The organism is Corynebacterium sp. NML140438 (genome assembly GCF_001875725.1).
Lineage (GTDB): Bacteria > Actinomycetota > Actinomycetes > Mycobacteriales > Mycobacteriaceae > Corynebacterium.
Genome location: NZ_MLCQ01000015.1, coordinates 20,711 through 42,121, shown reverse-complemented (window position 1 = coordinate 42,121; position 21,411 = coordinate 20,711). Strand labels below are relative to the sequence as shown.

The 21,411-nt window shown below is 62.5% G+C and carries 24 protein-coding genes; 7 read left to right on the top strand and 17 right to left on the bottom strand.

Annotation, left to right across the window (positions count from 1 at the left end; all coding sequences use genetic code 11):
- Window positions 1–475: 475 nt before the first annotated feature.
- From BJP08_RS02910 to BJP08_RS02895, 4 genes are read right to left on the bottom strand one after another with little or no spacing between them, the layout of a single operon-like run.
- Complete coding sequence (locus BJP08_RS02910; protein ID WP_143109998.1) at window positions 476–697, bottom strand: hypothetical protein; 222 nt, start codon at window positions 695–697, stop codon at window positions 476–478.
- A gap of 11 nt (window positions 698–708) precedes the next feature.
- Window positions 709–1,494, bottom strand: coding sequence for a hypothetical protein (locus tag BJP08_RS02905; protein ID WP_071568178.1), 786 nt, complete (start codon window positions 1,492–1,494; stop codon window positions 709–711).
- Window positions 1,495–2,244, bottom strand: coding sequence for an ABC transporter ATP-binding protein (locus tag BJP08_RS02900; protein ID WP_071568177.1), 750 nt, complete (start codon window positions 2,242–2,244; stop codon window positions 1,495–1,497).
- Entirely contained in the window at window positions 2,241–2,636 is a 396-nt protein-coding gene (locus tag BJP08_RS02895) for a GntR family transcriptional regulator (RefSeq protein WP_071568176.1), read from the bottom strand. The genes BJP08_RS02900 and BJP08_RS02895 overlap by 4 nt, the downstream gene beginning before the upstream one ends.
- Window positions 2,637–2,796: 160 nt before the next feature.
- Here BJP08_RS02895 and BJP08_RS02890 point away from each other — a divergent pair, with 160 nt between their 5' ends.
- Window positions 2,797–4,035 carry an NYN domain-containing protein gene (locus BJP08_RS02890; RefSeq protein WP_071568175.1) on the top strand — a complete coding sequence of 413 codons (1,239 nt, stop codon included), beginning with the start codon at window positions 2,797–2,799 and terminating at the stop codon, window positions 4,033–4,035.
- A gap of 200 nt (window positions 4,036–4,235) precedes the next feature.
- Here BJP08_RS02890 and BJP08_RS02885 read toward each other — a convergent pair whose 3' ends face one another.
- Window positions 4,236–4,982 carry a PspA/IM30 family protein gene (locus BJP08_RS02885; protein WP_071568174.1) on the bottom strand — a complete coding sequence of 249 codons (747 nt, stop codon included), beginning with the start codon at window positions 4,980–4,982 and terminating at the stop codon, window positions 4,236–4,238.
- Entirely contained in the window at window positions 4,982–5,356 is a 375-nt protein-coding gene (trxA, locus tag BJP08_RS02880; protein ID WP_071568173.1) for a thioredoxin, read from the bottom strand. Before trxA ends, BJP08_RS02885 begins: the two co-directional genes overlap by 1 nt.
- 92 nt (window positions 5,357–5,448) lie before the next feature.
- Here trxA and BJP08_RS02875 point away from each other — a divergent pair, with 92 nt between their 5' ends.
- Both BJP08_RS02875 and BJP08_RS02870 read left to right on the top strand, forming a co-directional pair.
- The gene (locus BJP08_RS02875; protein ID WP_071568172.1) at window positions 5,449–5,649 is read left to right on the top strand and encodes a heavy-metal-associated domain-containing protein; all 201 of its coding nucleotides are present in this window, start codon (window positions 5,449–5,451) and stop codon (window positions 5,647–5,649) included.
- Window positions 5,649–7,838: a cation-translocating P-type ATPase gene (locus tag BJP08_RS02870; protein ID WP_071568171.1), complete on the top strand. Its 2,190-nt coding sequence runs from the start codon at window positions 5,649–5,651 to the stop codon at window positions 7,836–7,838. The genes BJP08_RS02875 and BJP08_RS02870 overlap by 1 nt, the downstream gene beginning before the upstream one ends.
- Here BJP08_RS02870 and BJP08_RS02865 read toward each other — a convergent pair.
- The 9 genes from BJP08_RS02865 to BJP08_RS02825 all read right to left on the bottom strand — a co-directional run bounded on the left by BJP08_RS02865 (window position 7,828) and on the right by BJP08_RS02825 (window position 15,868).
- Entirely contained in the window at window positions 7,828–8,022 is a 195-nt protein-coding gene (locus BJP08_RS02865) for a hypothetical protein (RefSeq protein ID WP_070361729.1), read from the bottom strand. The two genes, BJP08_RS02870 and BJP08_RS02865, sit on opposite strands and share 11 nt — an antisense overlap.
- A gap of 129 nt (window positions 8,023–8,151) precedes the next feature.
- Window positions 8,152–9,624: a replicative DNA helicase gene (dnaB, locus tag BJP08_RS02860; RefSeq protein WP_071568170.1), complete on the bottom strand. Its 1,473-nt coding sequence runs from the start codon at window positions 9,622–9,624 to the stop codon at window positions 8,152–8,154.
- A gap of 436 nt (window positions 9,625–10,060) precedes the next feature.
- Window positions 10,061–10,513, bottom strand: coding sequence for a 50S ribosomal protein L9 (gene rplI / locus BJP08_RS02855; RefSeq protein ID WP_071568169.1), 453 nt, complete (start codon window positions 10,511–10,513; stop codon window positions 10,061–10,063).
- Window positions 10,514–10,560: 47 nt separating this feature from the next.
- Entirely contained in the window at window positions 10,561–11,130 is a 570-nt protein-coding gene (locus BJP08_RS02850; RefSeq protein ID WP_071568168.1) for a single-stranded DNA-binding protein, read from the bottom strand.
- A gap of 41 nt (window positions 11,131–11,171) precedes the next feature.
- A complete protein-coding gene (gene rpsF, locus BJP08_RS02845) occupies window positions 11,172–11,468 on the bottom strand; it encodes a 30S ribosomal protein S6 (RefSeq protein ID WP_071568167.1) in 297 nt (98 codons plus the stop codon).
- A 137-nt stretch (window positions 11,469–11,605) separates the two neighbouring features.
- Window positions 11,606–11,794, bottom strand: a complete 189-nt coding sequence (locus BJP08_RS02840; protein WP_071568166.1) for a hypothetical protein — start codon at window positions 11,792–11,794, stop codon at window positions 11,606–11,608.
- Entirely contained in the window at window positions 11,722–13,236 is a 1,515-nt protein-coding gene (locus tag BJP08_RS02835; RefSeq protein WP_071568165.1) for a glycosyltransferase family 87 protein, read from the bottom strand. Before BJP08_RS02835 ends, BJP08_RS02840 begins: the two co-directional genes overlap by 73 nt.
- A 10-nt stretch (window positions 13,237–13,246) precedes the next feature.
- Window positions 13,247–15,370: a transglycosylase domain-containing protein gene (locus BJP08_RS02830; RefSeq protein WP_083428379.1), complete on the bottom strand. Its 2,124-nt coding sequence runs from the start codon at window positions 15,368–15,370 to the stop codon at window positions 13,247–13,249.
- A gap of 135 nt (window positions 15,371–15,505) precedes the next feature.
- Window positions 15,506–15,868: a DUF5318 family protein gene (locus tag BJP08_RS02825; protein WP_071568183.1), complete on the bottom strand. Its 363-nt coding sequence runs from the start codon at window positions 15,866–15,868 to the stop codon at window positions 15,506–15,508.
- A gap of 93 nt (window positions 15,869–15,961) precedes the next feature.
- Here BJP08_RS02825 and BJP08_RS02820 point away from each other — a divergent pair, with 93 nt between their 5' ends.
- From BJP08_RS02820 to BJP08_RS02810, 3 genes are read left to right on the top strand one after another with little or no spacing between them, the layout of a single operon-like run.
- Window positions 15,962–16,411: a MarR family winged helix-turn-helix transcriptional regulator gene (locus tag BJP08_RS02820; RefSeq protein WP_071568163.1), complete on the top strand. Its 450-nt coding sequence runs from the start codon at window positions 15,962–15,964 to the stop codon at window positions 16,409–16,411.
- Window positions 16,412–16,425: 14 nt separating this feature from the next.
- Window positions 16,426–17,385 carry a universal stress protein gene (locus tag BJP08_RS02815; RefSeq protein WP_071568162.1) on the top strand — a complete coding sequence of 320 codons (960 nt, stop codon included), beginning with the start codon at window positions 16,426–16,428 and terminating at the stop codon, window positions 17,383–17,385.
- Window positions 17,386–17,387: 2 nt separating this feature from the next.
- Window positions 17,388–17,870, top strand: a complete 483-nt coding sequence (locus tag BJP08_RS02810) for a hypothetical protein (protein WP_071568161.1) — start codon at window positions 17,388–17,390, stop codon at window positions 17,868–17,870.
- Here the strand turns inward: BJP08_RS02810 and BJP08_RS02805 are convergent.
- The gene (locus tag BJP08_RS02805; RefSeq protein ID WP_071568160.1) at window positions 17,833–18,750 is read right to left on the bottom strand and encodes a rhodanese-related sulfurtransferase; all 918 of its coding nucleotides are present in this window, start codon (window positions 18,748–18,750) and stop codon (window positions 17,833–17,835) included. The two genes, BJP08_RS02810 and BJP08_RS02805, sit on opposite strands and share 38 nt — an antisense overlap.
- A gap of 10 nt (window positions 18,751–18,760) precedes the next feature.
- Window positions 18,761–20,254 (bottom strand): DUF1846 domain-containing protein, encoded by a 1,494-nt coding sequence (locus BJP08_RS02800; protein WP_071568159.1) that lies wholly within the window; start codon window positions 20,252–20,254, stop codon window positions 18,761–18,763.
- 351 nt (window positions 20,255–20,605) lie between these two features.
- Between BJP08_RS02800 and BJP08_RS02795 the strand changes: the two genes are divergently transcribed.
- Window positions 20,606–21,400, top strand: coding sequence for an Fpg/Nei family DNA glycosylase (locus BJP08_RS02795; protein WP_071568158.1), 795 nt, complete (start codon window positions 20,606–20,608; stop codon window positions 21,398–21,400).
- Window positions 21,401–21,411: the final 11 nt, after the last annotated feature.

Here is a 21,411-nt window from a genome sequence, read left to right as displayed (position 1 = left end):
CCGACGGGGCACAACAGGACCAGTCACAACCACATCAACAAAACAGTCAACATGACCATGCATCTGCACCAAAACTAGCGACACCCAATCATAGGTTCAAGCATCACCACCGGCACACACCACAAACATGGCACACAGCACGCAACCACACGTCAATGCAATCAAAAAAATAAAAAGTACATTGGCACACTATCGAGTTCTCAAACAACAACCGCACACCCAAACACACCACCAAACACGGTGGCACATTCAAAGCGACGAAGATTGACACTAACAAAACATTCTCAACAACGCAAACCAGCGCCGTATCACAGAACCTATTTCATTATGTCGGCCAACGGTAGTTTTCCTAACCGCCATCTCACCATCCAACCCGGTAAAGAGTCTGTCTGGCGGGGCGTTGTCGGTCTCGCTGACTCACATAAAGTTACACACACACCAACAACAACACAAATCGCCAGGACAGACGGCATTTTTATAACTTCATATCGGGGTTCTTTTGGGCGCCATTGACACGCCCGACGACGTACAACGCGAGCGTCAGAAGCACCACGAGCAATGCGCAGCTAGCCGCGATGAGCATGCCGTTCCCCGGCTCTGGGTCACGGATGAACTGCCAAAGGATCATCACTGCCATGAACGTCACTACCTGCTTGCGCCCCCACGCCAACGGCATTGCAAGTCCGGTGAGGATCAAGATGAACGTGGTTAGGAGGGGTGCGGCGGGGAGAGTGTGGGCGTCGAAAAGTGAGGGAAGGGCTCGGAACGCAACGTAGATCCCCGCGGATACCACCACTGCCCCCATGCCGTGCAGGCCCCACGCGCGGCGCGGAATGCCGTACGCGCGGGCGGTCGCTGGCGAGGCCGCGCCCCACACGAGTAGATTGCCGCGAAGGTGCCGAACAGGAACAGGTCAGGGATAGTCGCCACGAATGGGACCCACTCTTTGTCGGCGAACGATTGGACCGCGAGCTGCACGAGGGCCGTGGCCACACCAAAACCTGCGGCCAGGAGAAGCGGCTGCTTCCAGAAAAGCTGGAAGATGAGGGGTTGGTCGAGGCGGAGACCCATGATGGCCGATCCTTCATCGGGGGAGCTGAGTTCGTCGCCGGTGGTGGCGTCGTTACGTACGTACAGGGCGAGCCACGCGGTGACCAGCGCGATGGCGAGCAGACCGTACAGCGATGGGCTCACGATGAACGTCGGGATGCAAAGGACGGCCCAGACCGCGAGGGCAGCGCGGCGCTTGTACGCGAGGGCGCGCTTGCGGTTCATCCCGTAGGAACGAAAAACATTCTGCTCGGGGATAAGGGTCGCGTAGAGGAGGAGCGAGGAGAACGTCGCCGCCATGATGATCAGCGGAATACTACCCAGCCAGTCGGCAAAAATGGTCGCAGCGCCCATGAGCAGGCCAAAGAGTGTCATCCAGAAGCGCCATTTCGAGCCCGCGAATAGCTGCGCGCGGAAGAAACCGGGGCGGACAAAGGTCTGCATTTAGCTCACCTCCAGAAGGTGCTCGATAACATCGCCGAAGTCGATGGGCCGCAGGGGGTTGTGCAGGCCGAGGCGTTCGGCGTGGGCGTCGGCATCGTCGGCGGTCACGTGCGCGCTGACCTTGCCGTCGCGGCCCAGCACCAGGGCGCTGCTCAGAATTTTCGACGCCTCTTCGATATGGTGCGTGGCCATCACAAACGTGCGCCCACCCTCGGCGACGTCGAGGAGGTGACGGTAGAACACGTTGGTGTTGTGGACGTCGAGGCCGACGTAGGGCTCGTCGAGAAGCGTGAGCTCGGCGCCGGACGCAATGCCGATAATGTTGCCGACCATCGCCCGCTGCCCGCGTGACATCTTGCTGTACGTGGTACCGAGCGCCTCGTCGAGGTCGAAGTCGTCGATGAGGCGGCGCGCGAGCCCATCGTCCCAGTTCGGGTACCGCAGCTGCGCGCCCTTGAGAATGTCCTTGCCGCTCCAGCTCGCCGGGTAGCCGACGTCGACGCCGGTCAGCGCGACGCGGTCCATCACCCCAGCATTATCGAATGGAGGCAGACCGAAGACCTCAACCTCGCCGCCGGAGGACTTCAGCTGGCCCGCGACGATCTGCAACAACGTCGACTTACCGACGCCATTTCGCCCCAGCAGTCCGTGGATGCCGCCAGGCGGCAGGTCGAAGGACACCCCATTGAGTACGTGCTTCTTCCCGAAGTGCTTCTCCAGCCCATCGGTGCGGATAATCATTGCGTTCATCGATACATTCCTCTGCTTTCTGCTACTCGATATACAAGGTCGATCAAGTCGTCACGGCTGAGGCCGACGCGGACGGCTTCGTCGACGAGAGGGGCAACGAAAGTGCCCGGGAATGCCTCCCGGCGCGTTTCCAAAATCCGTTCGCGCGCGTCCGGGGTGACGAACATCCCGAGTCCACGGCGCTTCTCGAGGACGTGGGCGTCGACAAGGAGGCCGAGGCCCTTGCGTGCTGTCGCGGGGTTGATGTTGTGGAAGGCTGCGAGCTCGTTTGTCGACGGCGCCCGCTCGCCCGACTTCAGTGTCCCGTCGACGATGAGGTCCTCCACCAACTTTGCGATCTGCACGAAGAGCGGCTCAGAATCTCCAACCACCAATCCTCCCTTCAGGCTCATCGGTTAGTTACTCCACTAACTAACTATAGAACCATGGTCAGGTGGCTGGCAAGGACCCCTACGAAAATTCTTCGACTACTAAGGTGAGTAGGGACACAAACATATGTAGCCTTGTGATGAAAAGAAATTAACGACAATAAAGAATCGGAATTTAGGAGCCATGCTTGAACGCACACTGGTGTTCGTCGACACTTCTTACCTACTGGCGAGCTTTTACAACTCATGGGAGATCGGCGCCCGAGCACAATTAGAAATCGACTTACCCGAGGTCGTCGCCAACCTCGGAGTCATGATCAGCCACCAACTCCACCAACCCATCCACCGTCAAATGTGGTACGACGGCATCCCCGACTCCGGACCCCACCGCTACCAGCGCGCACTGCGCTCCTGCGACGGCGTCCAACTCCGCACCGGGCAACTCATCGAATGGGGTGAACGACGCACCCAAAAAGGCGTCGACACCCGACTCGTCGCAGACCTGGTCATCAACGCAACACGCGGCCAATTCAGCGACTTCGTCCTGGTCTCCGGCGACGCCGACATGATCCCCGGCGTCGAAGAAGCCACCAACAACGGCGTCCGCGTCCACCTCTACGGATTCGGCTGGGACTCCATGTCCTCCGCCCTCCGCCACGCCTGCGACACCACCACCATCCTCGACCCACGCGAAGACTTCGCAGACTCCATGCAACTCCGCGTCCTCGAAGGACCCCTCCCACCCAGCATCCGCGAACGCCCAATCGCCGACGCCGAACCCGTCGAAGACAACCAAGGCCCTACCGAAGTCCCCGGCCTGGGCCCGGACCCGCTCGCTGCGCCAGAGGAACCCGCTTCGGATTCGGCGCCAGCCTCGGACGAGCCAGTCGACCCACCGGCCGCGGAAACTCCAGTTGCCGCGGTGGCCCCGTCGCCTGCGGACATGCCGAAGTCAGGCCCAAAGCCTGGCCCGGTATCCACGGAACCACCGACACCGGACGAACCTGTCGCACCCGCCGAGGAGCCAAAGCCGGAAACCATCTGCGACGAAGACACCGAGGACGTACCGGCCCCCAAACCGGCACCGAAGCCGTCGATGATGGCGCCGCGCCGCAAACTCCGCTCACGCTACGTCCCACTACCAGAAGAGGTCTGGACGTCCTCCGGTTTCCAAACCCCCTACGACGTGGGGCAACAATACGCAGCCTGGTGGTTCGAGAACGCCGCCTCCAGCGAGCAGCGCGACAAGGCACACATGCTTTCCGGCGGCGGGCTGCCACCGGAGATCGATAGGCCGCTGCTGCAGTTCGCCTGCGAGACCCTGCACGAATACACCCTGACGGAAACCCAGCGCGTCAACCTTCGCGACGGCTTCCACTCCGGTATCCGGGGCGTACTCATCAACATTCGCCGCGAAAGCTAACACACTTTCGATACAACAAGGCCCCCGCCCGACACATCCAGGTCGGGTAGGTTCAGGTCGGGCAGGGGCCTTCTTTTTGTGTTGTGCGCTGCGGTTTTTCTAAATGTGAGTAACAGGATTGTAGTATTCCCCATTTCGAATGTTTTTTCGGGGATTACTACAATCCTGTTACTCCCATTTGCAGCGTTAGAGGCGCAAAGCTAGTCCTCGCTGGACTCGCCGGTTTCGATTTCCTTCGGCGCCTCGGATGAAGACGACGAGGACTTGCCCCCAGAAAGTTCGGCGCGGATCTGGTCGAGGCGCGCACTGGCGGCGACGTCGCTGCCAGCGGACTCGATTTCGGCCATCCGGTCGGTCATGGAAGACTTGGCCAGCTCCTGTTCGCCGAGCGCCTGGGCGTAGCGGCGCTCGATCTTGTCGCGGAGACCGTCGAGGGTCGGGACGTTGTCGTCGCCACCGAACTGGTTCATGGAGTCCATGGTCTTGGTGGTCTGCTCTTGCATTTTCGCCTGGTCAAGCTGGGATTCCAGCTGGGATACCTGGGCGAGCTGCTCCTGCAGGCGCGCCTCGGATTCCTTCTGCTTCGCTTGGGCTTCCTGCGCGGCTTGCTCGGCGGCGGCGTAGGCCTGCTTGGTTTGCTCGAGTTCCTGCTCGACGGACACCAGCTGGGTGGCGATGACCTCTGCGGCGGCGTCGTCATTCGTTTGGAGGGCGGTCTTGGTCTTCGCCTCGAGGTCCTGCTGGGACTTCAGCAGGCGGTCCAGTTTCATGCTGAGCTGGTTGCGGTTGCCAATGATGGCGGCTGCGTGCTCAGTGATCTCCTGGTGCTGCTTCTTGGCGGCGGCGACGGCCTGCTGGATTTGCACCTTCGGGTCGGCGTTTTCGTCGATCTTGGTGTCAAAGGACTGCATCATGTACTTCCAGCCCTTCACGAATGGGTTTGCCATTACTGTTCCTCCTGAGCGTTTTGGGCCTCGACCTGGCGGCGGACCTCGTCCATATCGAGTGCTTTGACCTGTTCGACGAGGTCATCGAGTGCGGATTCCGGCAGGGCACCGGGCTGCTCAAGGAGCAGGATCCCGTCGCGGAATACCAAGAGCGTGGGGATCGCCTGGATCTGGAGCGCCTTCGCAAGCTGTTCATATTCTTCGGTGTTGAGCTTCGCGAAGGTCACCTCCGGGTGCTTCTCGGAGACCTTCTCAAAGACAGGCGCGAACTGTCGGCAGGGGCCGCACCAGGACGCCCAGCAGTCGACGATGACGATACCTTCGCCGTTCACAGCCTCGTCGAACGTGTCCTCCGTGAGGTCGATTGTGGCCATAAGGCAGCTCCTTTTCGTTTTTGTTAGATTGGCAGCTATTAGTGCAACACTAACAAGTGCGGGGCGATTCCCGCAGGAAAGAAGGATTCACTATGGCAACGCAAACATTTCAGGTTGAGGGTATGAGCTGCGGGCATTGCGAACTCAGCATCCAAGAAGAGGTTGGGGAAATCCCGGGCGTGACCTCGGTGAAGGCTGATCACACAACCGGCAAGGTTGTGGTTGAGGGCGCAGAGGTGAGCAGGGAGGACGTCGATAAGGCGGTTGAGGAAGCGGGGTTCAAGCTGCTCTAATGTCGAATGCACAGATAGAACTCGGCGTTTCGGGCATGACGTGTACGTCGTGCTCGTCGCGGGTGCAGCGGAAGCTGAACAAGATGGAGGGGGTCGAGGCGTCGGTGAATTTTTCGACGGAAACCGCCTCCGTCGAATACGATCCGACGCTCGCGGACCCTGATGCGTTGATCAAGACGATTCGGAACGCGGGCTACGATGCGTTCACGTTCACCGACGCCGACGAGCCGCTCGTCGACGCCCCCTCCGAACCCGAGCGCGACCCCCTCTTGTGGACCATCGTCTGGTCTGCGGTGGTGTCGCTGCCGGTGATGCTGGTGTCGATGATTCCGGCGCTGCAGTTCACGTACTGGCAGTGGGCCGCGTTTGCTGCCACGACCCTTGTGTATTTCTCGGCGGGGTCGCTGTTCCACCGCAATGCCCTGTTGAACTTGCGTCACGGCAGTATGACCATGGACACGCTGATTTCCATGGGCACCACGGCCGCCTACGGGTGGTCGATCTATGCGCTGTTCTTCGGCAACGCGGGCGAGCCGGGCATGAAAATGCACATGAGCCTGATGCCGAACGCGGCAGCGATGGACGAGGTCTATCTGGAGACGGTGTGCGTCGTTATCACGTTTTTGCTGCTTGGCCGCTGGTTCGAGCACCGCGCGAAGGGGCGTAGTTCCGAGGCGTTGCGCAACCTGCTGCAGATGGGTGCTAAGGACGCGACGGTGCTGCGCGACGGCGTGGAGACGCGCGTGCCGATCGCCGATGTGAAGGTCGGCGACACGTTCGTGGTGCGCCCAGGCGAGAAGGTCGCGACGGACGGCACGGTGGTCGAGGGACGCTCGGCGATCGACGCCTCAATGCTCACCGGCGAGTCTGTCCCCGTCGACGTCAAGGAGGGCGACGACGTCACGGGCGCGACCCTGAACACGCACGGCCGCCTCCTTGTACGGGCAACGCGTGTTGGTTCGGACACGACGCTGGCGCAGATGGGCCAGCTGGTCAAGGATGCACAGGCAGGCAAGGCGCCGGTAGAGCGGCTGGTGGACAGGATCGCGCAGATCTTCGTCCCAACCGTGATCGCTATCTCGGCGGTTTCCCTGGTGGCGCACCTCCTGTTGGGCTACAGCGTGGCTGCTGCGTTTACGGCGGCGGTGGCTGTGCTCATCATCGCGTGCCCGTGCGCGCTCGGCCTGGCCACCCCGACCGCCATCCTGGTAGGCACCGGGCGTGGCGCCGAGCTGGGCCTGCTTATCCGCGGCCCGGAGATCCTGGAGTCCACCCGCCAGGTGGACACCATCGTGATGGACAAGACCGGCACCGTCACCACCGGCCAAATGACCGTGGTTGACGCGAATGGCAACAGCGACGCCCTAGCACTCGCCGCCGCGGTGGAGGCGCACTCGGAGCACCCGATCGCCCGCGCCATCGCCGCCCACGTGCAGGACGCTCCCAGCGCCGCCGTCACCGATTTCCGCAACGAGCCCGGCATCGGCGCCAGCGCGACCGTTGACGGCAAGCACGTCCGGGTGGGACGCCCAACGGTTGACCTCGGCGAATACCGGGACGCCTTCGAATCCATGGAGGCGACGGGCGCGACCGTGGTCGCCATCGAGGTCGACGACGCGCCCAGGGGAGTGATTGCGGTACGCGACGCCGTGAAGGAAGACTCCCGGGTGGGCGTCGAAAAGCTGAAGGAGCTGGGGCTCGAGCCGCACCTGCTCACCGGCGACAACCGCGCGACCGCGCTCGCTGTGGCGCAGGAAGTGGGTATCGACGCCACCAATGTCACCGCCGGCGTACTCCCCGCCGACAAGGTCGAACTGGTACGCAGCCTGCAGGGCGCGGGCAAGCGCGTGGCAATGATCGGTGACGGCGTGAACGACGCCGCGGCGCTCGCCCAGGCTGACCTCGGCATGGCGATGGGCGCGGGTACCGACGTGGCCATCGAGGCCTCTGACATCACCCTGATGAATGACTCGCTGGTGAGCGCCGCCGATGGCATCCGTCTCTCGCGCGCGACGCTGCGCACCATCAAAGGCAACCTGTTCTGGGCCTTTGCTTACAACGTGGTGCTCATCCCCGTGGCAGCCATCGGGCTGCTCAACCCCCTGCTCGCAGGCATAGCGATGGCCTTTTCATCCGTGTTCGTGGTGACGAACTCGCTACGGCTGCGCCGCTTCCGCGCTACGCGCTAAACAGGCCGCGGAGGCGGTGCAGCACACCGCTCGGCTGGGAAGTAGCGGCCAGCTCGTCGATGCTGCGGGGGAGGTTCAGCAGCATCGTCGAATCCTGGTTCTTCGCGACGGTAATACGTTCCTCTAATTGGGCCACCGTGTGGGCGCACGCTGATGGTGCGTCGTGCATCATCCGGACAGACATTGTGATTTTTCCTTCGTTCGTACCTGTGTTAGGTCACAATGCTAGCCAGAAAAGCGCAGCGTGTCATACATGGCGAGCCAACCCTAAGCAAGGGCAGGCTTGGCTGCCCACCCCCGGACGGGTGCAGGATTAGCCGTGCGCCATGTTCACGAAGCGCGAGTAGTGCAGCTGGTGGGCCACCGGAATCGTGTCAATTGGTCCGCCGCGGTGCTTCGCCACGATGATGTCCGCCTCGCCGGCGCGCTCGTCGTCACGGTCTTGGGAATCCGGGCGGTACAGCAGGAACACCATGTCGGCGTCCTGCTCGAGGGAGCCGGACTCACGGAGGTCGGCGAGCTGTGGCTTCTTGTCGGTGCGGGCTTCGGGGCCACGGTTGAGCTGCGAAATCGCGATCACTGGGACCTCGAGCTCCTTCGCCAACAGCTTCAAGTTACGGGAGAACTCGGAGACCTCCTGCTGACGCGACTCCACGCGCTTGCCGGAGCTCATCAGCTGCAGGTAGTCCAACACGATCAGGTCGAGGCCCTGCTGCTGCTTCAACCTGCGTGCCTTGGAACGGATCTCCATCATGGTGAGGTTTGGGGAGTCGTCGATAAACAGTGGGGCGTCCTGGATCTCCTCGAGGCGGCGGGTGAGCTTCTCCCAGTCCTGCTCCCCCATCTGGCCCGAGCGCATCGAGGACAGCTTGATCTCCGTCTCGGCCGAAAGCATGCGCATGATGATCTCGGACACGCTCATTTCCAGCGAGAAGATCACCGAGGTCTTGCCCTGCTGGATCGAGCAGGAGCGCATGAAGTCCAGCGCCAACGTCGACTTACCCACGCCCGGGCGGGCAGCGATGATGATCATCTGGCCCGCGTGCAGGCCGTTGGTGAGCTTATCCAGGTCGATGAAGCCGGTCGGTACGCCCTGTTCCAGGCCGCCGCCCTGCGCGATGGCGGCGAGCTCGTCGACGGTGTCCTGCAGCAGGTCGCCGAGGACCTTGTAGTCCTCGCCGGCGTTCTTGCGGGAAATCGCGAAGAGTTCCTGCTGCGCGCGGTCGACGACGGCGTCGATCTCCATGCCGTCCTCGCCCTCGTAGCCGAGCTGCACCACGTGCGTACCGGCGTTAACGAGCTGGCGAAGGATCGACTTCTCCTCAACGATCTCCGCGTAGTAGCGGGCGTTTGCGGCCGTCGGCACCTCGGAGATCAGCGTGTGCAGGTATGGCGCTCCGCCTACCCGCTCGAGCTCGTTGTTGCGGTCGAGCTGGCCCGCAACGACCACCGCGTCGATGTCGGAGCCGTGCGAGTACAGGTCCGTGATCGTCCTGTACACGAGCTGGTTCGCCGGGAAGTAGAAGTCCTCCGGGCGCAGCGCATCCGAAACGTCCGTAATGACGTCCTGGTTGAGCAGCATCGCGCCCAGCACCGAGCGCTCTGCGCGCTCGTCGTGTGGGGGCTGGCGGTACTCCTTCAGGTCCTTGCGGCCGCGGTTGAAGTTCGACGCCCCGCCGTCCCACTGGCGCGGTTCCGGTGGCACCGAGGACTCTGGCGGCTCCGGTGGCAGAACGTAGTCGTCGTCATAATCGTCGAAGCTCGCAGCGCTCGAGTTCTCAGCCATGCAGCACCCTTTACCCTTTCGTGTCGCACAACAGCGTACCGGATAGGCCCGACATTCACGTACCACCAGGTGAATTATCCACAGGGCGTGTGGATAGTTTTGCATCGTGCCTGGGATTGTTCCACAGGTGGTGTGCACAACGTGTGGAGAACGTGTGGACAAGCCCGTAGATAGCAGGCCACGATCCGATATCACTGCTGCTCAAAGGCTTTTTATTCACTTCTCGGCAACAGCCTACCCCCGGTGGATAACCCGCTACCAGCCGGTTTGACGCAGCGCCTTTCAGTGCGCTAGGCGCTTGGCCCCAGGAACAAAACACGCCGAGCTGTGGAGAGTTATCCACAGTTGAAACAGGCAAACGAAAACGGGCCCCGCTCCTCACAAGCGGGACCCGTTCTCAAGCTGTTGTCGTTGGACTACCTATCGGTAATCGTCGTTATTTGCTAACGACCTCGAAGTTCACTTTGCCTTCCACATTGTCGTGGAGGTTTACCTTGACCTGGTATCCACCGGTCTTGGTAACAAGGCCCTTCGGTACATTGATGCGGCGCTTGTCCAGGGATGGACCGCCGGCTGCCTTGACAGCTGCTGCGATGTCGCCAGGCTTGACGGAGCCGAACAGCTTGCCCTTCTCGGAGGTACGCACTGGTACCTGCACGCCGGTCAGCTGGTCGAGCTGGTCACGCAGCTCCTTGGCGTGGTCCAGGTCGCGGACCTCGCGCTCCTTCTGTACACGCTGAATATCACGGATCTGCTTCTCTGCGCCGCGGGTAGCTGGGATAGCCAGGCCACGTGGGAGCAGGAAGTTACGGCCATAGCCGCCCTTGACCTCGACGATCTCGCCTGCCTCGCCAAGGTTATCAACGGCAGCGGTGAGGATCAGTTTCATGAATCCTAACCTTCCTTGAGTTGAAAATGCTTATGTGTGGGAAATGCTTAGAACGGGGGCTCGTCGTCCATCCCGCCGAATCCTCCGGCGGGTGGAGCAGAGTTCCACGGATCGTTTTGCGGCTGCGACTGCTGTACCTGCTGCTGTTGCTGTGCAGGCTGCTGCGGCGCCTGACCAAAGCCGCCCATATTCTGAGGCTGCTGTTGCTGTTGCTGTTGCTGCGGGCGTCCGTACCCGGAGTTGCCGTCGCGTGGCGTGCGCTGCACGTTCGCGGTGGCGTACTTCAGGGACGGGCCTACCTCATCAACTTCGACCTCAAACACGGTGCGGTTTTCGCCCTCGCGGGTCTGGTAGGAACGCTGCTTCAGGCGACCGTTGACGATCACGCGCATGCCCTTCGTGAGGGATTCTGCGACGTTTTCTGCCATCTGGCGCCAGCAGTTACAGGTCAAAAACAGGGCCTCGCCGTCTTCCCACTGATTCGTGTCGCGGTTGAACTGGCGTGGCGTGGACGCGATGCGGAAGTTCGCTACCGCTGCACCACTCGGAATAAACCGCAGTTCCGGGTCCGCAACCAGGTTGCCGACGACGGTGATCGGTGTATCGCCTTGTGCCATTGTTTTGACTCCTTCGTTTCCGTGGTTCCGAAAGCCGTTCTTTACTTGTCGGTACGCAGAACCTTGGTGCGCAGGACTGATTCGTTCAGGCTCAGCACACGGTCGAGTTCTTGGACGGTATCTGCTGCACATTCAAGATTGATGACAGCGTAGATGCCCTCTTCCTTCTTGTTGATTGGGTACGCAAGGCGCTGCTTGCCCCACACATCAACGTTTTCTACCTTGCCGTTTTCCTTACGGACGATCTCGAGGAACTTGTCCAGGGACGGGGCAACGGTGCGTTCATCCTGCTGTGGATCGAGGATGATCATTACTTCGTAGTGACGCACGGACCTCATCACCTCCTATGGTCTAGATTTGAATAGTTTCGGCCGCCGCACTGTGCGGTGGCAGGAGGGTCGTTGCGTCAAGCAACCCCACCAGCGTACCCCACCCGTTACGCTGGGCAAAATACTTCTCGACGCCCCTTCCGCCCTTACTGCGGGTTCGGCGCGGCGACGAAGACCGCGAGAATCACCGGGATGACGGTGATGAACACGAACGCGGTAATGCCGTAGCCGACGGCGCGAGGGGTTTCTTGACGGTTCGTCGCTACGAATGCTGCGGCGATGAAACCGAATCCGACTGCAATTGAGGCGATTCCGGTAACGGTTGCGGATCCCATGCTGGCTCCTTCCAATCTTCAGGTGTGCTCAGAAGCGGGTCGTGGCCGTTGTGCGCGGCGGCGACCTTGTCCTCGCGCTTGCCGAACATCTGCTGGATCACCAGCACCATAATCACGATGATGAACGCATCGCGGGCGACGATGACGGTGTCGAGCAGCGCGCCCGGCACTCCCTTTTGGTCCTCGCCCATCATGTGCCACATCAGCACCGGCCAGACCATCATGTCGACCGTCATCCAGGAAAGCAGGAGGCGCCAGTACGGCAGGGCCAGGACAGCGGGGACGATGAACCAGATGGAGTACTGCGGGCTCCACACCTTGTTGAAGAGGAGGAAGAACCCAACGATGAGGACGAACAGCTCGGCCACGCGCGGGGTACGCGGCGCCTTGAGCCCGAGTATGAGTACTGCGGCGCACCCTGCGAGGAAGAGCACCAGCGTGACCGCGTTCAGGATGACGGGGGCACCTTCGCCGCTGTCGAAGCCGCTCCAGCCGAAGACGCGGTTGATCACGGCGTAGATGGTGGTCCACTCCCAGCCGCGGTCCGTGTTGAGGCGGTTGAATTCGTTCCATGCCTCCGGGTTGTGCAGGTACACCGGCAGGTTCACCGCCACCCAGGTCAATGCGGTGGCGGCCACCATCTTCAGGAAGGGCACGAAGGTGCGCTTCCTGATCGCCAGCACCAGGTAGGCCCCGAGGATGAACAGTGGCCACAGTTTGAATGCGGTGCCGGCGCCGATCAGGACGCCTGCCAGCCAGTACTTCTTGTTGCGCACGGCGAGCATGGCTGCCACGACGAAGAAGATGGATGGGATGTCCCAGTTGGTGAACAGGTGCATGATCAGCAACGGGGAGCCGACGACGAGCAGGGTGTCCCAGATTCGGTTACCGGCTAGCTCGGCCACCATGCGCGCCGTGACCACCCAGATGGCGGCCAGGATGAGCACGGTGACGTAGAAGTACCAGCCGGATTCCGGCAGGATGCGGGAGACCGCAAAGTAGGTGTTGCGGGAGATGAACGCGCAGAACTGCTGGAACAGGCCAGCGAGCACCGGATACTCCATGTAGCGCGTCAGGTCGCCCTCTACCCAGGAGAAGTCGTAGACGAAGCCCGGCTGGTCCAGGCCGCGGCCGCCGTAGAGCGGCAGGATGTCGTTGTAGCAAAAGGAGGTGTACTGACGGTTGCCATCCCAGTTGACCTGCATGATGCCGGCGTCATCAAGCTTGCCCATCGCGCAGTTCGACTTCGACAGCGCGCCGAGGCCAATGAAGACGTAGGCGAGCGCGAAGATGGTGCGCAGCGGCGTCCAGAACTTAGAGCGACCAATTTGGGCGAAGCGCCCCATCGGCCCGCCGAGGAACTCAACCCACCCGCGGGCGGCGGGTTCGGTGAGGGCTGGCTGGACGCGGTCGTTGGGGTCAGGCCAGGTGGTTGCTGTCATCGTTTCTCCGTTAGCCAAAGATATCGTTTATAACCTGATCAATCGCGTCCTGTACTGGGTCCGGTCGCGGCGCGGGAGCCGGGGCTGGCGCGGGGGCTGGGGCTGGTGCCGGGGCCGGTGCCGGTGCCGCCGGCTGGCCAGGTCCGGCCTCGCCTGCAGGGGCGTCGGCGGCGCTGCTCGGCGCGGCGGCGTCCGACGGAGTGCCCGTGGTCGAGTTGCCGGAGAAGCCGCCGTAGTAGCCGCCCAGGTTCACGCCGCCCGAGTACGGGTTCACACCCCAGTAGACAGGTGCAGCTTCAGGGAAGTACTCAAAGTCCTGGCCCTGCAGGAGGGAATCCAGCACGTTCTTCCAGATCCGGCCTGGGGTGTCCGCGCCGAACATGTTGCCGCCGTAGGAGTTGAAGATCGCCGAGGTGTTGTCGGCGGTACCGACCCACACGGCCACCGCGAGCTGCGGCGTCGAGCCAACGGTCCACGCATCCTTGTTCAGGCCGGTGTTGCCAAGCTGGGCGGTACCAGTCTTCGCGGCGGACGGGCGGCCGCCTGCCAGCACGGCGTTGGAGTACGGTACGACGGACTGCATCGCCTTGATCACGTTGTCAGCGACCTGCTGGGAAACGCGGCGCTCCGTGTAGCCGGGGTCGAACTCGTAGAGGACCTCGCCGTAGGCGTCGGTGACGCGCTGCACGAAGTGCGTCGGGTGCGCCAGGCCGCGGTTCGTCAGCGTGGACACGGCCGTGGCCATATCGAGCACACGGGACTGATACTGGCCCAGCACGATGCCCTCGTAGGGCTGGCCACCGTTTTCACGCAGCGTGACCGGGATGCCCGGGATGGAGCGGGCCACGCCGAGGGCGTGCGCCATGTCCGCGGTGTCCTGCGTGGTGTTGTCCAGGTCGTCCTGGATGCGCATGAACGCGGTGTTCGAGGAGGTGCGGATGGCGTCGAGCATGGAGATCATGCCGGAGCCGCCGCCGTCCCAGTTGGTCACTACGTGGCCGCCTGGCAACGTCACCGGGGTGGCCGAGTACATCGCGTTAAGCGGGATGCCCTGCTGCAGGGCCGCTGCCAGCGCGAAGATCTTGAAGGTGGAGCCGGTCTGCAGGCCGGCGTTGGCGTAGTCCCAGCCGGAGGGGTCGTCGCCGCCGTAGTAGGCGCGCACCGCACCCGACTTCGGGTCGATGGCGACGACGCCGGTGCGGGCGTCATCCTGCAGGTAAGACAACTGTTCGCGGGAGATGCGCTCGACCTCTGCCTGCGAGTTCGAATCAATCGTGGTGGTGATCTTCAGGCCGCGGTTGGTCAGGTCCGACTCGGAAATGCCGATGGTGGCGAGCTCCGTCATCACCTGGTTCTTGATCAGGCCGTTCGGGCCGCTGGCCTCGGTGTAGGCGGAATACGTGGCCGGGTCGCGGGTCTCCGGGTACTGCAGCCCGGCGCGCTTCTCCCGGTCGAGCTTCTTCGTCTCGACGAGCCCGTCCATGACGTAGTTCCAGCGGGCCTTCGCGCCGTCCGGGTTGGTCCACGGGTCGAGCTGGCTCGGCAGCTGGATGGAGGAGGCGAGCACGCCGCCTTCCTCCAGCGTCAGCTCGCTGGCCGGTTTGTCGAAGAAGGCGTGCGCCGCCGCCTCGATGCCGTAGGCGTTGCGCCCGAAGTAGACAGTGTTGAGGTAGGCGTTGAGGATCTCTTCCTTCGACCAGGAATGGGTCATCTTGATGGAGTACACCAGCTCCTTCGCCTTGCGCTCGTAGGAGTGCTCGTTGCCAACGAGGGCGTTCTTCACGTACTGCTGAGTGATCGTGGAGCCGCCACCGGCGGAGGTGTTACCCGTGACCTGGCCGATCAGTGCGCGGCCGAAGCCGGTGAAGGAGAAGCCGGAGTTGTTCCAGAAGTCGCGGTCCTCGGCTGCCAGGACGGCGTTCTGCACATCGACGGGTACCTGCTCCAGCGGGATCTGGACGCGGTTGCCCTCCGGCGGGACGATGCGCGCCAGGTCGGTTTTGCCGTCGTTAAAGTAGAGGTTTGAAATCTGCGCCGTTTCGATCTCATGGGGCTCCGGGATGTTGGCCCGCTGGTAGTTCCAGATAAACCACACTGCCGGGATGCTGGCCAGCAAGACCAAAAGCAGGAGCATGGCTAGGACCCACTGGCCAGCCCGCGACTGGGACTTGGATGGGGTCTTGGTTTTCTCGTCTACGTTAGTCACACATTGTCCCTGTACGATCACCTACAGAATTGCTACAGCACACACTACCCGTATCCGGCGTTTTTACCGCACTGGAGTGGCGGTCCATTCCTGGAGTAAGTGGTTCCAGTGGCAGTGGGGGCACACTTCGACCTTGTGCACGGTGATGGGGCCGACCTCGCCCACAAGGGTGTCAATCTCCACTTCGCTGCGGGCGGTGCCGGTGCGTCGCCCGAGTTTTTCGCTGTAGACCCAGCGCACTTCGCGCATGTCGCGGCCGCAAATTGGGCAGTTTCTTTTCGACGCCTCTCCGTGATGTTCTGCCGCGGCGCGGAGGAGGAAGTCGGCGTCGCAAAGCTCTGCTTTGGGGACGAGTCCTGCGTGGTAGGCGCGAAGGGCCGCCCGGCGTTGCCATTCGTGCGAAACTTCGTGCTGGTAGGTGAACATCGCCGCCATACTAGCGCAACAACATAGTTTCCTTCACCTATGTATAGAATGATTCGTCACACGTTTTTGTTCGTTTGTACAAGGCAGGTTCTTATGACTGATCGTCCTGATGCGCTGGAGTTGGCACAGCGTGTTCGCCCGGCGATGACGAGTTTGTACGTCGCGTATTTCCGTAATACGGAACGCTCCGACCTGACTGGGCCGCAGTTGTCGATTCTGCGCCGCCTTGAGGTGGAGGGACCGAGCCGCATCAGCCATATTGCCACGTCGGAGGGCGTGCGGATGCCGACGGCCTCGAACACCATCAACCAGCTGGAGAAGCGCGGCCTGGTGCACCGCACGCGCTCCGCGGAGGACAGGCGTGGCGTGCTCGTCGACCTGACTGAGCAGGGCAAACACGAGCTGATCAGGGTGGGCAAGGAGCGCACCCAGTACCTCGCGAATATGCTCGACACGCTTGACGACGCCTCCCTGCAACAGCTGGACGCCGCCACCGACGCAATTGTGAGGTTGGCGGAAGTCTACGCGAACCCGGAAACCTAATACACTAAGTCGGTATGGCGCCACGATCTTTCTCTTCCGAACTCGCCCAGTCCTTTACGGCTGAGCGGCCGCTTCGTGTGCTTGTGGGCTGGGACGCTTCCAACTCGGAGGCGATCGAGTTCGCGGCCTGGCTGGGGCGCAGCCTCCCCGTGACAGTGCAGGTGGCGGCCGCGGTGACGGGTTCGTGGACGAAGTCGCTGTCCTCGAAAAAGTATGACAAGTGGCTGCAGAAACAGAGCGAGACGATCACCGAGAAGGCGACCAAGGCGCTGAAGCACGGGCTGCCGCACGCCCAGTGGGCTGACCCGGTGGCGCAGGTGCTGGAGCGCGGCAGCCTGGCGGAGTGCCTGTATGAGATGGCGGACGGTTTCGAGGCCGATATTTTGCTGCTCGGCTCGAAGTCGAAAACTGCGAAGGGTCGCTTCCTGCCTACCTCCGACGCGGACGAGATGATGCACTCCTCCCCGCTCCCGCTGGGGTTGGCGCCGAAGGGCGTGCAGCTTTCGAAGAAGGGCATCACCCGCGTCACCTACGCGCTGATTGATTCGGGCGCGGTGCGCCCGAGCTTCTCCGGGCTTGCCTACGCCGCCACGCTCGCTTGTCTTCTCGACGTCCCCCTGCGCATCATCGCGTTTTCCCCCAACGAGGGCGGCGGCTTCGACGACCAGGAAGACCAGATGGAGTGGAACGAGGCCGCGCTCGGCCTGCTGGACCGCGCGCGCGACTCAGCGTTCTCGGTCGCCGAAAACCTTGGCCCGGAGTACACCGAGCGTCTCGACGTCTCCTCCTTCGTCGCCACCGGCAAGGGCTGGAAGAAGGCAATCGATTCGGTGAAGTGGAAGAAGGGCGACATCCTGTGCCTGGGCTCGAAGCCCTCGGGCCCGCTGAAGCGTGTGTTCGTGGGCACCCGCGAGGGCGAGTTCATCCGCTTCGCCCCGGTGCCCGTCATCGTGTACCCGCGAGGGGAGCATTAGTAATGGGCGAAGTATTTGACCACCCCGAAAACGACCTGCACTCCGGCGCGGACCGGTTCTCCCGCGTCCGGCCGGAGCCTGCCAGCTTCGACGAACTGGCGTTAGAGCCGGACCCGTTGGAGGTCGCAAGGCGCAACAAGGCGTCGACGAAGCAGGCGATCACGCTCGCAGTGGTGACGGTGCTGGGCACCCTGCTGTTCGCGTGGGCGCTCGCCGCCGTCGCCCGTGTGCAGGGCGGCCCGCTGTGCGAGGTCGGGGACGCGACGTGGCTGTGCACCGAGACGTGGCGGACCTGGTGGGCCGTCGTCACCTCGATTCCGCCGGTGGCCGGTTTGCTCACCTGCGCGGTGCTGATGGTGCGCAAACTCAACCGCTACGAGCGCTGGATCCCCTGGATGGGCGTGTTCTGGCTGCCCATCGTGCCGTTCACCATGTGGTGGCTGACGGTCACGATTGGGATGCTGGCGCTTGATGCGACGCACTAGCGCTCTCAGCGCAATCGGCGCAGTACGGGTTCTCCTCCCGGCAGGCCTCGCAGCTTAGGTACTGGTGGCGGCACTCCGGCTCGTTCGCGCAGTTATAGAACATGTTCGACGGCGCCCCGCAGTGCACGCAGTGGCCTAGCTGCACGTAGTCCGGGTCGTTCTCCGGGCCGAACTCGGTGTGCATCCGCTTATCGAACACGTACAGCGAACCCTCCCACAGTCCCGAGTTGCCGTACTTCTCGCCGTAGCGGACGATGCCGCCGTCGATCTGGTAGACCTCCTCGAAGCCGCGGTTCTTCATCAGGCTGGACAGGATCTCGCAGCGGATGCCGCCGGTGCAATACGAGATGACCGGCTTGTCCTTCATCCAGTCGTACTTGCCGCTCTCCAGTTCCTTGATGAAGTCGTGGGTGGTGTCCACGTCCGGGACCACGGCGTTCTTAAACTTGCCGATCTCGGCCTCGCGGGCGTTGCGGCCGTCGAAAAATACAACGTCCGGGTTGTTGGCCACCAACTCGTTGACTTCCTCCGGCTTCAAGTGTGTGCCGCCGCCGACGACGCCGTGCTCGTCGACCTTCAGCTCACCCGGCGCGCCGAACGCCACAATCTCGTCACGCGCCTTGACCGACAGCTTCGGGAAGTCCTCCGCGCCGCCCTCGGACCACTTGAACTCGATGCCGCGGAAGTACTCCTTCGTCTTCTTCACGTAGGTCTTGCACGCCTTGATGTCGCCGCCGACGGTGCCGTTGATGCCGTCCTTCGAGATCAGGATGCGGCCGGTCAGTCCCAGGCCCTCGCAGAGGTCGCGCTGCCAGAGGCGTACCGCGTCCGGGTCCGCGATGGGCTGGAACTTGTAATACAGGAGGATCTTGCTCGTCATGCCCACGAGTCTAGCGCTTGTGGTAGAGCCCCTTCTTCCAGTACTTCGGCTCGGAGGTCACTAGCACACCGAGGTTGCGGAAGATGCCCTCGTCGACGGAGCCCAGGATGGTGCTGGTGTGCGCGTCGCATCCGCGCAGGTTCTTCAGCTGCTCCAGCGCCGCCGCCGCATCACTACTTGTCGACGCCGACACCGACAACGCAATGAGCACCTCATCAGTATGCAGCCGCGGGTTCACGGACCCGAGGTGGCGCGTCTTCAGCGTCTGGATCGGTTCAATAGAATCCGGGGACAGCAGGTGGACGGAATCATCAATCCCAGCGAGCACCTTCAGCGCGTTCAGCAGCACCGCAGCCGACGGCCCCAGCAGGTCCGTCGTCTTGCCGGTCACGATGGTGCCGTCGGGAAGCTCCAGTGCAGCGCCCGGGGAACCGGTGGCCTGTGCGACCTCTAGCGCCGGGGCGACCACCACGCGGTCCTGCGGGGTGACCTCCGCCTTGCGCATAATGTTCAGGATCCGGTCGGAGACGGTGTGGTCGGTGTCGTCGCGGCGCTCGTCCACGAGCGTCTTGTAGTAGCGGCGCACAATCTCCTGCTTCGCCGCGTGGCGGCAAGCGGCGTCGTCACTGATGCAGTAGCCCGCCATGTTCACGCCCATATCCGTCGGCGACTGGTACGGCTCCTCCCCCGTCACCTCGCGCAGCAGCGCCTTAAGCAGCGGGAATACCTCAATGTCGCGGTTGTAGCTGGTGACGGTCTCCCCGTAGGCGTCCAGGTGGTATTGGTCGATCACGTTGACGTCATCAAGGTCGGCCGTCGCCGCCTCGTACGCCAGGTTCACCGGGTGCGACAGCGGCAGGTTCCAAATGGGGAACGTCTCAAACTTGGCATAACCTGCGTTAATACCGCGACGGTGCTCGTGGTAAATCTGGCTCAGGCACGTGGCCAGCTTGCCGGATCCGGGACCCGGCGCCGTCATCACGATCAGGTCGCGGGTCGTCTCCACGTACTCGTTGCGACCGAAACCCTCCTCGGACACGATGCGCTGCGTATCGTGCGGGTACCCGGCAATCATGTAGTGGCGCGACACCGTCAGGCCCAGGCGCTGCAGTCTTTCGATGAACGCCTCCACCAGCGGGTTCTCACCCTCCAGCTGGGTCACCACCACATTTTCGACGAGGAACCCGCGCTCCCGGAACACATCCACGAGGCGCAACACGTCCTCCTCGTAAGAAATCCCGAGGTCCGCGCGCATCTTCTGACGCACCACGTCACCCGCGTTGAACGCAATCACGATCTCGACCTCATCCTTAATGCGGTCCAACATCGCAATCTTGTTATCCGGCGTAAACCCCGGCAGCACGCGGGAGGCATGATTATCGTCGAAGAGCTTGCCACCCATCTCTAGGTAGAGCTTTCCCCCAATTGCTTTTCGCCGGGCCGAAATGTGCTCCGACTGCATCGCAATGTACTTATCCCGATCAAATCCAACGCTATATGGCATGGAACCTGAAGTATACCGGCCGCGCGCCCGCATCTCTATTTGTGCACGTTGGGGCGGGGTTGCTTCCCGTCGACCGGAGCACTTTCACGCCACCCACTGCCCCCTACAATTGTTCCCCACCCATCACTGAATTTGGGGAACAATCTTCGTGGACAGGCGTTCCGACCTGGGGAGACGCTACCGTTGGTCGACGGGAACCGGCCCAAAACCCAAAATGATTCCCCAGGTCGGGAACTATTTCAACCAGGTGAAGGAGAGACACCCGGCGCGATCGACTTGCATTGGTCGACCGGAGCAAAAGTTGGTGTGCGCTGTACCTTGGTCGGTGAGACGAAAGGAGTAACAACACTAATGCCCGAAGGCCACGTCATCCACCGCCTCGCCCGCCAATTGAACGAAACGTTCGCAGGGCAGCCCATCGAGATTTCCTCCCCGCAAGGGCGTTTCGACGTCACCCCGCTCACCGACGCCACCCTGACGGAGGCCCGTGCGGTGGGCAAGCACCTGTTTTTGGAGTTCTCCACGGCGACGGTGCATGTGCACCTGGGCCTGATTGGTTCCTTCCGTTTCGAGCCTGCAGAGGACGTGTGGGGCCAGATCCGGCTGCGCCTGGCCAACGAGGACGTGGCCGCGAACCTGCGCGGACCGCAGTACTGCCGCTACGTCTCCCCGCCGGAGGAGCAGGCGATCCTGGACCGCAGTGGCGAGGACCCCCTCGATCCGGACGCGGACCCAGAAACGCTGTGGAAGAGGGTACGGTCGTCGAGACGCACGATTGGGTCGTTGATGATGGACCAGCAGTACTTCGCGGGCGTGGGCAATATCTATCGTGCGGAGCCGCTGTTCCGCCTGGGTATTTCTCCGTTCGTGCCGGGCCGGGCGTTGGACCACGAGGAGTTCCTGCGTCTGTGGCGGGACGTGCGCGAGTTGATGGAGTACGGGGTGGAGCACGGTCGGATCGATACGGTGCGCCCCGAGCACAGCCCCGAGGCGATGGACAGGCCACCCCGGAAGGACGATCATGGCGGGGAGGTGTACGTGTACCGCCGCGCCGGCGAGCCCTGCTTCGTCTGCGGCACACCGATCGAGGTACGCAAGTACGAGGGCCGGAATTTGTTCTGGTGCCCCTCCTGCCAGGCTGAATAGCGCGTAGAATG

What these genes read in the sequence shown, in the direction of transcription:
- BJP08_RS02905 (WP_071568178.1), bottom strand. Translation starts at nt 1,494, where the DNA reads ATGCAGACCTTTGTCCGCCCCGGTTTCTTCCGCGCGCAGCTATTCGCG.
- BJP08_RS02900 (WP_071568177.1), bottom strand. Translation starts at nt 2,244, where the DNA reads ATGAACGCAATGATTATCCGCACCGATGGGCTGGAGAAGCACTTCGGG.
- BJP08_RS02895 (WP_071568176.1), bottom strand. Translation starts at nt 2,636, where the DNA reads ATGAGCCTGAAGGGAGGATTGGTGGTTGGAGATTCTGAGCCGCTCTTC.
- BJP08_RS02890 (WP_071568175.1), top strand. Translation starts at nt 2,797, where the DNA reads ATGCTTGAACGCACACTGGTGTTCGTCGACACTTCTTACCTACTGGCG.
- BJP08_RS02885 (WP_071568174.1), bottom strand. Translation starts at nt 4,982, where the DNA reads ATGGCAAACCCATTCGTGAAGGGCTGGAAGTACATGATGCAGTCCTTT.
- trxA (WP_071568173.1), bottom strand. Translation starts at nt 5,356, where the DNA reads ATGGCCACAATCGACCTCACGGAGGACACGTTCGACGAGGCTGTGAAC.
- BJP08_RS02875 (WP_071568172.1), top strand. Translation starts at nt 5,449, where the DNA reads ATGGCAACGCAAACATTTCAGGTTGAGGGTATGAGCTGCGGGCATTGC.
- BJP08_RS02870 (WP_071568171.1), top strand. Translation starts at nt 5,649, where the DNA reads ATGTCGAATGCACAGATAGAACTCGGCGTTTCGGGCATGACGTGTACG.
- BJP08_RS02865 (WP_070361729.1), bottom strand. Translation starts at nt 8,022, where the DNA reads ATGTCTGTCCGGATGATGCACGACGCACCATCAGCGTGCGCCCACACG.
- dnaB (WP_071568170.1), bottom strand. Translation starts at nt 9,624, where the DNA reads ATGGCTGAGAACTCGAGCGCTGCGAGCTTCGACGATTATGACGACGAC.
- rplI (WP_071568169.1), bottom strand. Translation starts at nt 10,513, where the DNA reads ATGAAACTGATCCTCACCGCTGCCGTTGATAACCTTGGCGAGGCAGGC.
- BJP08_RS02850 (WP_071568168.1), bottom strand. Translation starts at nt 11,130, where the DNA reads ATGGCACAAGGCGATACACCGATCACCGTCGTCGGCAACCTGGTTGCG.
- rpsF (WP_071568167.1), bottom strand. Translation starts at nt 11,468, where the DNA reads ATGAGGTCCGTGCGTCACTACGAAGTAATGATCATCCTCGATCCACAG.
- BJP08_RS02840 (WP_071568166.1), bottom strand. Translation starts at nt 11,794, where the DNA reads ATGGGATCCGCAACCGTTACCGGAATCGCCTCAATTGCAGTCGGATTC.
- BJP08_RS02835 (WP_071568165.1), bottom strand. Translation starts at nt 13,236, where the DNA reads ATGACAGCAACCACCTGGCCTGACCCCAACGACCGCGTCCAGCCAGCC.
- BJP08_RS02830 (WP_083428379.1), bottom strand. Translation starts at nt 15,370, where the DNA reads ATGCTCCTGCTTTTGGTCTTGCTGGCCAGCATCCCGGCAGTGTGGTTT.
- BJP08_RS02825 (WP_071568183.1), bottom strand. Translation starts at nt 15,868, where the DNA reads ATGTTCACCTACCAGCACGAAGTTTCGCACGAATGGCAACGCCGGGCG.
- BJP08_RS02820 (WP_071568163.1), top strand. Translation starts at nt 15,962, where the DNA reads ATGACTGATCGTCCTGATGCGCTGGAGTTGGCACAGCGTGTTCGCCCG.
- BJP08_RS02815 (WP_071568162.1), top strand. Translation starts at nt 16,426, where the DNA reads ATGGCGCCACGATCTTTCTCTTCCGAACTCGCCCAGTCCTTTACGGCT.
- BJP08_RS02810 (WP_071568161.1), top strand. Translation starts at nt 17,388, where the DNA reads ATGGGCGAAGTATTTGACCACCCCGAAAACGACCTGCACTCCGGCGCG.
- BJP08_RS02805 (WP_071568160.1), bottom strand. Translation starts at nt 18,750, where the DNA reads ATGACGAGCAAGATCCTCCTGTATTACAAGTTCCAGCCCATCGCGGAC.
- BJP08_RS02800 (WP_071568159.1), bottom strand. Translation starts at nt 20,254, where the DNA reads ATGCCATATAGCGTTGGATTTGATCGGGATAAGTACATTGCGATGCAG.
- BJP08_RS02795 (WP_071568158.1), top strand. Translation starts at nt 20,606, where the DNA reads ATGCCCGAAGGCCACGTCATCCACCGCCTCGCCCGCCAATTGAACGAA.